General features: G+C 61.9%; 7 protein-coding genes. 1 reads left to right on the top strand and 6 read right to left on the bottom strand.

The annotated features are described in order from the left end of the window. The 4 genes from GXY33_08600 to GXY33_08585 all read right to left on the bottom strand — a co-directional run. Positions 1–900 (bottom strand): hypothetical protein (locus GXY33_08600; GenBank protein NLX05189.1); only part of this gene is annotated, 900 nt, incomplete at its 3' end. Further along, positions 897–1,940, bottom strand: coding sequence for a DNA (cytosine-5-)-methyltransferase (gene dcm / locus GXY33_08595; protein ID NLX05188.1), 1,044 nt, complete (start codon positions 1,938–1,940; stop codon positions 897–899). The genes dcm and GXY33_08600, both read right to left, overlap by 4 nt. A gap of 318 nt (positions 1,941–2,258) precedes the next feature. Continuing rightward, positions 2,259–4,328 (bottom strand): ATP-dependent DNA helicase RecG, encoded by a 2,070-nt coding sequence (gene recG, locus GXY33_08590; protein NLX05187.1) that lies wholly within the window; start codon positions 4,326–4,328, stop codon positions 2,259–2,261. A 7-nt stretch (positions 4,329–4,335) separates the two neighbouring features. Then, positions 4,336–4,707, bottom strand: coding sequence for a LysM peptidoglycan-binding domain-containing protein (locus tag GXY33_08585; GenBank protein NLX05186.1), 372 nt, complete (start codon positions 4,705–4,707; stop codon positions 4,336–4,338). Positions 4,708–4,960: 253 nt separating this feature from the next. On the opposite strand from GXY33_08585, the gene GXY33_08580 reads away from it, so the two are divergent. After that, positions 4,961–5,134, top strand: a complete 174-nt coding sequence (locus GXY33_08580; protein ID NLX05185.1) for a hypothetical protein — start codon at positions 4,961–4,963, stop codon at positions 5,132–5,134. Positions 5,135–5,197: 63 nt separating this feature from the next. On the opposite strand, the gene GXY33_08575 is transcribed toward GXY33_08580, so the two are convergent. Beyond that, on the bottom strand, positions 5,198–6,058 hold the full coding sequence (locus GXY33_08575; protein ID NLX05184.1) for a CPBP family intramembrane metalloprotease: 861 nt from the start codon (positions 6,056–6,058) through the stop codon (positions 5,198–5,200). Then, a complete protein-coding gene (locus tag GXY33_08570) occupies positions 6,058–8,949 on the bottom strand; it encodes a hypothetical protein (GenBank protein ID NLX05183.1) in 2,892 nt (963 codons plus the stop codon). Before GXY33_08570 ends, GXY33_08575 begins: the two co-directional genes overlap by 1 nt. Positions 8,950–9,594: the final 645 nt, after the last annotated feature.

Raw genomic sequence — 9,594 nt, 5'->3', positions numbered from 1 at the left:
ATGACTCGGCAATCTATGTGCCTTGTAGAAGAAGTGGGCGGTAAAGTCTTCTCGGGTACTGAAAGCACTCAGAAGCTCAGAAAGATTGGACTGGTTGATGATCTGATTGCCGACGGTTACGACAAGATCCCCAAAGTCAATCGCTGGCCAGAAATTGTCAAGAACGGAGTAGACCAAATCATCCTGCCAAGTTTCTGCAAACGGGTACTCGAGAGCGACGATGTCGAGACCGCACTCTTCTCGTTGAAACGCAGCTGGAATCCGCTCGGGCACACGAACTGACGCGCCATTTCTGCTTCCCAGAAAACCAGTAGGCTGAGCCGTTGAACCATCAGGCAAGTGATGGGAGACCAATGTAGAAACGCCTTGAAACGCCACGCCACCGTCGACGGTCTTTGTGCAGTAGAAAACCGTTCGGAGCCTGCTTGCGGCGAATGGAGCATTCTTGCCAATGCCAAATGATCCTCCTTCGCCACTTCCCTTTGAGGACGAGCCAGCACACCGTATCAAGTGGTACCAGTTTTTCGTGCGATCAGTATCGGTTCCAGGAACTCCAGTTGTGTTATAGTCGCTGACCTTGAGGGCGGAGATCTCACGTCTTGCGGCAAGCTTCTTGGCATGTTCGAAGAAGGCGCGGGCCTTCTCGTCCTCTTTCCAGTATTCCGCGCATTGTGCAAAAGTATTCTGGAGAGAATCCATGGCAGGAATATCACTCCGAGACAGCTGAAGCCGTTCGAACTTGATATGGACAGGCCTGCTAGGATCAAGGCGAGCATCCAAACTGTTCTGAATCATCTCACGAGCGAGGTATCGGTCGAAATTGCCTTTGAACGTTTCCACGCCTGCGTCGTGAAAGCCGCTGTCGCGTCCACCGTTGTTGCTTGCGAAGATCCAGTTCATCGTTTTTGTGCCTTCTCGTCTCGAAACCGGATTAGTTCCACAATTCTTTCTGCCAGTTGTGCCACCAAAGGGACTGTGACAGAGTTCCCAATCTGCTTGTATATCTGACTGTTCGATAGTGACGAGGGGATCTGAAACCATACATCTTCGTATCCCTGCAGGCGAGCGCACTCTCTAGGTGTTAGTTTCCGGATTCCCCATCGGTCCTTGATCACGGGCTGGTTGTGCCCCCCCTCGCCCATATTCGCCATAAGGGTGAAGCACATGTCGGACATATTCCTGCGAACGTAGCTTCGTCGTAACTGGTAGACATACCCACGCCCCCCAGTCTCTATGGCGTTGCGAAACAGATCATAGTACTGCGAATCAGGCTTGAAGTAGAAAACCTCGTCCGCTTTCCGGTCAAGGTCGAGGAAAGAGCGCACTGACCGAAGCTTCAGGTTTGGGGTTGGGTCGGGGAATATGAAGGAGTTGGTGGGGAAGTGCGCCTGACTCATAGCGACCATAAAGACTCGCTGTCGATTCTGAGGTATATCAGTGTAATCAGCCGTATTCATTATTCTGGCATTTGCGTCGCCAAACCAGTAGCCTGCCTTTTGTATCTCTGTCTGAATTCGCTTGAACGTGCGGCCTCTATCGTGGGCTTTCAAATTCTTGACGTTCTCAAGTAGAAGTATCTTTGGCTTCTTCTTCCCAAACTCATTTATTATTCTGATGATATGGAGGAACAACAGACCTCTGGGATCGCCGAAACCTCGTTTTTCGCCAGCTATGGAAAATGCTTGGCAGGGAAAGCCTGCGGTCAGGACATCTATGGGTTCCAGTTGGTCCGCATGTACTGACAAATCCTCTACTGGTTTCTCAAGGTAGCGAACGCCAGGAAAGTTGGCTGTGAATGTCTGGGCCGCAAAGCGGTCCCTGTCGCTTGCCCAAAAAACGGTCGCGCCATTCTGTTGAAAGGCTTTGCAGAATCCCCCAATGGCTGCAAAGAGGGAACCAACAGTCACGGCAGTGACGGAATCATCCGTATTGTACTTCATCGGCCTGTTCTTTGGTGAAATTGAACTGAGTAATTATTCATAATTATGCTATGCGATTGCTCTCGTAGCTACGCGGAGTTGCCTACATCGCTGCTGTCACTGGTTCGATTCGTGAGGCATCTGACTACTTCGGAAACAGGATCGTGCGCAAGACCCTTAAGGACTCGAAAGTGACTTCAGGATATCTAGTGTCATCATCTATAGGGAAAATTGCGCCATATTAAGTAGCAAAGCGACAGCATAAGTGGGCTTTGCCCTCGATTCAAGCTTTTCCATGCCGTTTATGCTACGTTTTCGCAGGTACTAACGCTCGCCAGCTCACGCCGCTTCGATGAGTTTGAGGCGGTGGCCCAGACGGCGGACGAGTTCGCTGCGGATTTCGCGATGACGAGTCCAGTTCAGGTCCGGGTCCTGACGGAGCAGGCGTTGGGCGTCCTGCTTGGCCGCCAGCAGCAGCGCGTAGTCCTCGACCAGGTCGGCCAGCTTCAGTTCGGGCAGACCGTGTTGGGCCGTTCCGAAAAACTCGCCCGGCCCCCGGATGCGCAGGTCCTCCTCAGCAATCTTAAAGCCGTCGGCGGTCTCCGCCAGGATGCCAAGGCGCTGGCGGGCGTTCTGCCCGCGCGAATCCGAGAGCAGCAGGCAGTATCCCTGTCCGCCCGCGCGTCCGATCCGCCCGCGAAGCTGATGAAGCTGGGCCAGGCCGAACCGCTCGGCGTGCTCGACCACCAGCACGTTGGCGTCCGGCACGTCGATGCCCACCTCGATCACCACCGTCGCCACCAGCACGTCGATCTCGCGGCGATGGAACAGGTCCATCACGTGCTGCTTTTCCTCGCCCTTCATCCGGCCGTGGATCAAGCCCACCCGGTGCGGCGCCAGCCGCCCGGTCAGATGCTCCGCTGAACTCGTCGCGGACTTGAGCTCCAGTTTCTCCGAATCCTCCAGCAGCGGATAGACCACGTACGCCTGATCGCCCGCCGCCAGCCGCCCGCTGAGAAACTCCCAAACCTTCTCCTCGCTCTTGTAGTTGTGCACCTGCGTGACCGTCGGCAGCTTGCCGGGCGGCGGCTCGTCGATCACCGACAGGTCCAGGTCGCCGAAGACGGTCAGCGCCAGACTCCGCGGGATCGGCGTGGCCGTCATCACCAGGTAGTGCGGATACGCGCCCTTCGAGCGGATGGTGAACCGCTGGTGGACGCCGAACTTGTGCTGCTCGTCGATCACCACCAGGGCCAGATCGGCGAACTGGATGTCGCTCTCCAGCAGCGCGTGCGTGCCGATCAGGATATCCACCTCGCCCTCAGCCGTCTGACGCAGGACCTCCGCCCGGCGGCTCTTAGGAAGATTTCCGACCAGCAGGGCGGTCCTGACGCGGGCGCCCTCCATGTACTGGTTGATCTTGCGGAAGTGCTGCTCAGCCAGGATTTCCGTCGGGGCCATGATCGCCACCTGCGCCCGGTTCGCCGCTGCGACCAGCGCAGCGTACAGCGCCACCACCGTCTTGCCCGCTCCCACGTCGCCCTGGATCAGCCGGCTCATCGGGTGCTCCGAGGCCAGGTCGGTGACAATCTCCTCGATCACCCGGTCCTGGGCGGCGGTCAGTTGGAAGGGAAAGCGGCTGCGGATCCGCTGGTCGACCGCTTCGGTGCAGTGGAGCTTGCGGACCGATGCGGCGCGGCGGTTGCGATGCGTGATCGTCAGGCCAAGCTGCATGAAGAACAGCTCGTCGTAGGCCAGCCGTTTGCGGGCGATCTGCCAGTCCTCATCGCTCTCCGGCTCGTGGATGCTGCGGTAAGCACGGGGCAGGTCCACGAGGCCGCTCGCCGCCCGCTGCTCGGGCGGCATCCAGTCCTGCAGATACGAAGCGTACTGGGCCAGTGCGGTGCGGACCAGGCTCGGGATCAGGGCCTTGCCGAGTTGCTCCTGGTGAGGGTAGATCGGCTGGGAAACCTGGTCCTCGATTGCCCCGGGATCGCCGTCGAACAGCTCGAATTGCGGGTTGGTGAAGATCAGCCGGTCGCGCCACTCGGAGACCTTGCCGCGGATCTTGATCCAGTGGCCTTCCTTGAGCCGCTCGGCCAGGTACCCGCAGTTGAACCATTTGACCAGACATTCCCCCGAGCGGTCGGCCACCACGCAGGTGATCCGCGGCGGACGGGGAAACCGCCGGTAGTCCACCCGGGTGATCTCGCCGACGATTGTAACTTCCTGTCCGACCTGTAGTTCGGATATCGAGCCGACCGGATCGAAGAACCGGTAGCGGCGGGGGAAGTGCTCCAGCACGTCGCGAACCGTCCCGATCCCCAGATCGTTCAGGAGATCGGCCCGTTTGGGGCCCACCCCCTTGAGGTAGCGGACAGGGGTATCGAGCCCGGTGGCGTTGGTCATCGGACGCCTACGGGATCTGCAGGGTCGTGCCGACGTTGAGCTGGTTGGGATTGGGCACCACGTCGCGGTTGGCTTCCCAGATCTTCTTCCACATGCTCTGGTTGTTGTAGTACTGCCGGGCGAGCTTGTACAGCGTGTCGCCCTTCTGGACCACGTGGGTGGTCGGCGGCGTGCCGTAACCGCCGGCCGGGTCATCCGGCGTGATCGTCTGGATGTCGGAGCCGGGCTGAGGGGCGTCCAGGTCGCCTTCGGACGGGCTGATGTCTTCCATCTGGTCCGTCTCGGTGTCGGACGTCATCTTCTTCTTTTCGAACAGGGCGCAGGAGGACAAAGCCAACGTCAGTGACAAACCCATCAACAGGACCGCCAGTCGCTTCATGGAACATCTCCCTAATGTTTCTGACTTTTGGATTATTATATCGGCGACTCCGGCCGCTTTGACACAAAAATATCGCGACCAACGCAATCCGGAAATGCGAAAGGGATGAATCCGGTGCAGCCGCCCGCGCCGCAAGTCCGCGGACCCGCGGATGGCGGCCAAAACGGTTGCATCGTCCGCCGGCGGCGGGTATCCTGACCTTCGTACCGGAAGGCTCGTGGTTTGCGGAACGCATCTTTCAGGAGTGCTGAGGATGAAACGGGCGACGTTGCGATGGTCGGGTGCGGCGGTGGTTCTGGGCGGTCTGGCGGTGCTGGGCGGAGGATGCCAGAATCCGCAGGGGTTCTGGGATCAATTCGCCCTCGGGTTGCCGGTGGCGCTGGTGGAACTCGCCTTCGCATTGCTGGACTTCCTGACCCTGAGTTAGGCGAAGGCGGCGCGGATAGCGTTGGGCGTTTCCGGCGGCGGTGCGCGTGCTCGGAAGGCTGGGCTACTGCAGTTCGCCGGTCAGGAAATAGAAGAGGAAGGTGCCGGCGTTGAAGAGGGTGTGGAAGGCGATGGGGTAGGCCAGGCTGCGGTAGCGGTAGTATATCCAGCCGAACGAACCGCCAAGGAGGAACAGGGCGGGGAAGGTGTGGTACAGCGGCGAGTGGACGGCGGTGAAGAGGCCGGCGGACAGGGCGATGGCCAGCCAGGGGCGGCGGACCACGGCCAGCAGATAGTTCTGGACCATGCCGCGGAAGAAAAGCTCCTCAGCCAGGGGGGCCAGGACGACAGCGGAGAGGATGACCAGGGCTTTGACCGCGGGGGTGGCCTGAGGCGAATCGATAAGCTGCATGGCCGGGTGAATCGGTATAACCTCCTGGTGCAGGACCTTTTCGGACAGGAATATGCCCAGGTAGAGCAGCAGGTAGTTGACCAGGGGAAAGACCGCCACGTAGGCAAGGGCGGCTCGAAGCGGGATTTGCAGGGCGCGGCTGGCGGGGTCGGAAGGAAAGAGGCCGGCCAGGGGCTTGGCGAGGCCAAGGTACAGCAACATGAAGGCGACGGCGGCGCACTCGCCGAGGACGAGCACAACGGTGTCGCGAACCATCTCGTCGATTCCGGGATCGGCGACCAGCGGGGCGAACTGATCGAACGCACCGTAGCCGAGCGACGAGACGATCCACAGGATGAGAACCACGGCCAGGACGTGGCCGAGGGAGAGTTGGACGGCTTCGGGCGAAGGGCCGGGATCGAGCCGCAGCGGGCAGCGTCGCCGGACGCAAGCGCGAATGACGGCGGCCCAGATCGCCACGCTGCCGGCGATCAGGGCGATCTGCAGGATTGTTGCAATCCTTTCGGCGTTCATCAGCGTTTTGGCTTGCGGCCGGTCAGGCGGAGGCTGACCGCGCGGGTCCTGGGCAGCCGGATGGGCTTGGCCGGCGATCCGGCGTGCCTCTTGCCGTTGATCTCGATGGCCTTGGCGTCGAAGCCGTCGGGCACGGCGAACTGGGCCTGGATGCCTTCGGGAATCTCGAGTTCGACGAGCAGGTCCGAGCCGCTTCGCGTCCACTCGATGTGGATATCGCCGGCGAAGGTGGGCATGGTTCCGCGGGCGAACCGCAGGCCGAAGAGCTCCGGCTGAATGAGCACCTTGCCGCCGCCGGGTGTAAGGGTCGTGACGCCCAGGACGTAGCGGGAGAGGAACCAGGCGGGCCCAGCCGACCAGGCGTGACAGTAGCTGCGGGCGGGGTACTTGCCGCTGGAGGGGCTGTGCCAGTGTTCCCAGAAGGTGGTGGACCCGGCGTCGAGCATTTCGCCCCAGATCCGGGCGAAGTCCTTGCGGATCAGGTCGAACCGTTTGGCCTTGGCGAAGCATTCGAGCAGGTAGAACATGGCGAAGGGGCTGCCGTATTCGACGACGTTCCTGCCGGCGGGGTTCAGGACGATCGGCTCGATCTTTCTGGCCCGGTCGCGAGGGGCGATGTCGTAGAGGAGGGCGAGCGTGTTGGTCTGTCGCGAGACGGTGGTGCTGGGCCGGCCGTCGGCGTGGATGCTGTCGACGTAGGCCTGGCGGTCGGCGGACCAGGCGTGGGCGTTGATGTTTTTGGCCAGTTCGTCGGCCCACCGGCTCCACTCGCGGGCCTCAGCGGTCTTGCCGAGGGCCTTGGCCAGATCGGCGGAGAGCCGCAGGGCGTGGACCATGAACATGCTGTTGTGGAGGGTGATGGGATGGTTGGTGTCGGTGTTGGCCCAGTCGAACATGTTCCAGGTGTCGATGCGGACCAGGCCGGTATCGGGATCGATGAACTTCCTGCGGATGTTGTTGAACATCGTGCGGATGGCGGGGTAGAGCGTCCGCCCGAGGGTGCGGCGGTCGGCGGAGTAGTGGAAGTACTCGGCGACCATGAAGACCCACATGAAACTCCAGGCGGTCAGGATGTCGGTCCAGGCGGAAGGGACCTGGCAGACGGTCAGCGGCTGTTGCCGCAGCGAGAGGGCGGGCAGTTCGCAGCAGCGGCGGACGATGCGGTCTTCGCCGAAGACGGCCTGGCAGATGAGGGCCTCGTTGCGGGCGTCGCCGACCCAGTAGGTCTGCTCATAGGTCGGGCAGTCGGTGAAGGTGTCCTCCATGCAGCACAGGAGGGTCTGCTTGCTGACCTGCCAGGCGCGGTTGAGGCGGTCGTCGCTGCACTCGAAGCGACCGCGGTGCTGGACCTGGTTGTGGACGAAGAGGGCGTGGAGGCGGCGGATGCGCAGCTCGCCGCGGAGGTTGCGGATGGTCAGGGCGAGATACCGGCCGCCGAAGTGGCGGAAGCTCAGGTATCGCTGGGGGCCCTGGCGGGTGACGTATCGGAAGCTGGAGTGGTTCTGCCAGGTCCACTGCGGCTGGCCCTCGAAGAAGGCCTCGAAGACATTGGCGTCGAGGGTCACGCCGGCGGGCGCGTCGATTTCGAAGCCGACGTGGGCGTTGAGTTCGGCGCCGAAGTCGAGCAGGAGTTCGATGTCATTCTTGCCGCCGCGGATGACGGTGAGTTCCTCGTTGTCGGCGAGCATGTTGTCCGGATCGACGATCTGCGGGCGGCCGGGCAGGACGTCGCGGCGGACCGTCTGGGCCAGGACATCGGCGCTGACCAGGTCGCGATCGGTCGCCGCTTTGAAGCAGTCGGCCAGCTCGCCCGCCTTGTCGGTCGAGCGGAGCTTTTTGAGTTTGGCCCAGAGCGGGTCGTCCGGTTGGAACGGCCCGGCGGCGGCCCATCGGCCGGGACCGAAGGGATTGGCCAGTTCGATCGGCTTGGGACCGTCGGCGATGAAGATGCACTCGTCCTCGTGATGGCGGCGATCGATGACGGCGAGCAGGGAGTTGGGGCCCTTGCGGAGCCGCACGTCCACGTGGTCGCGGTCGCTGAAGTTCAGAAGGCGGCCGTTGAGGTACGCCGAGGTGCAATCGGTGTTGCGGCACCACTCAGCGATGCCGGCGGGCGGGGCAAAGAGGCGGACGGTCTGGGCGGCGGCGCTGACGATCGTGGTGGCCAGGACGCCGCGGTAGTCCCGATGGTTCGAGTCGGTGCGGCCGGGCCAGAGGACCCGCTTGAGGTTGATGCCCTCGACATGGCCGGGGGCGTGGACGAAGCGGGCGTCGAGCAGGCGGACCGGACGGACGTGCTCGTACTCGAAGAGCGGGATGCCGCGCGGGGTCAGGTTCTCCCAGGGGCCTTTCGCAGCGGGGGCGACCTGGACGGCGGATTTCCATTTGCGGTCGTCGAAGTCCGGCGTCTCCCATTCGGCGGGGGTGAGGCGGGCGTCGAGCTGCTCCTCGTGGGGCATCTGGCAACTGATTCGCGGGCTGCGGCGGTTGTAACCGGGATCGACGGCGAGTTTCCAGGTTTGGTCGGAAACGACGGTCTGCGTGCGTTTGCCGCTGCGGATTTCGAGTTGGGCGAGCAGTCCGCCGCGGGTCACCAGGTGATGGAAGGTGCCTTCGCCGTGGTGGACGACCACGACGGCGATGACGTTTCGGCCCGGCTGGAGGTGGCCGGTCACGTCGATGCGGTCGTAGGCGTATTGCCAGGGGAAGCTGCGGACCGGTCCGTCGGAGACCCACCGGCCGTTGACGCAGAGGCGGTAGCGGCTGTCGGCGGTGACCGAAAGCTCGGCGCGGTCGAAGGATTTGACTTCGAACGTCTTACGGAAGAGGACGCGGGTATTGATTTCAAGCCCGTCGCCGGGCAGCCAGATCCAGTCGGCCTTCCAATCCATCGTAGACTCCTGCGTAAACTCCTGAAAGAAAAGAAGAATCAATCTAGTGGGGGCGGGAAGCGGTTGCAAGGGATTTCGCTGTGACTCGGCCGCCTCGGCGGAGTCTTTCCCCGAATGGAGGACATCGGCGGATCGGGCAGGAGTAGCGCGGAGCACGCGGACCAGGTGGAGAAGACCGGGGATCAGAGAGCAGGTAGATCGGGCAAGAGGGGGCGTACGTTTTGTACAAAACGTACGATCGGTACAAGTCCGGGATTTCGGGGGGCGCGGTTGCAGGGCGTTGCCGGTGCGTGGGTTGCGCGGGTTTCGTACAAATTGTCAGATTTGCGCGGCCTCGTGGGAGGGAGGGCCCAGGGCGGATGCAAAATGCAAAGTGCAAAGTGCAGAAATCAGAACACTGAATGCAGAATGGGTCTGGGCGGGTTCTGTACAAATGGTACGATTTGCCGAGGCCCTTGTGGCTTATCGGGGGAGTGGGCGTGGCCTGATCGGTCGGCTGGGCGGTATGGAGTTGTCAAACGTCGCCGGAGGCGACGCGCGGGCGGGGGAAGGCGGATGGTCCCCGCCGGATAAAGATAGCATGGGTTTGCTCTGGAGGCAAATCGGCGTTTTTGGGGGCGCAGGCAGAAACGCCGATAGGGATTT

This window comes from Phycisphaerae bacterium (assembly GCA_012729815.1).
Lineage (GTDB): Bacteria > Planctomycetota > Phycisphaerae > JAAYCJ01 > JAAYCJ01 > JAAYCJ01.
Note: the sequence above shows the minus strand (reverse complement) of the source record. Positions and strands in the feature narration are given on the sequence as shown.

Excerpts from the sequence above, each read along its gene's own strand:
- dcm (NLX05188.1), bottom strand. The coding sequence starts at position 1,940 with ATGAAGTACAATACGGATGATTCCGTCACTGCCGTGACTGTTGGTTCC.
- recG (NLX05187.1), bottom strand. The coding sequence starts at position 4,328 with ATGACCAACGCCACCGGGCTCGATACCCCTGTCCGCTACCTCAAGGGG.
- GXY33_08585 (NLX05186.1), bottom strand. The coding sequence starts at position 4,707 with ATGAAGCGACTGGCGGTCCTGTTGATGGGTTTGTCACTGACGTTGGCT.
- GXY33_08580 (NLX05185.1), top strand. The coding sequence starts at position 4,961 with ATGAAACGGGCGACGTTGCGATGGTCGGGTGCGGCGGTGGTTCTGGGC.
- GXY33_08575 (NLX05184.1), bottom strand. The coding sequence starts at position 6,058 with ATGAACGCCGAAAGGATTGCAACAATCCTGCAGATCGCCCTGATCGCC.
- GXY33_08570 (NLX05183.1), bottom strand. The coding sequence starts at position 8,949 with ATGGATTGGAAGGCCGACTGGATCTGGCTGCCCGGCGACGGGCTTGAA.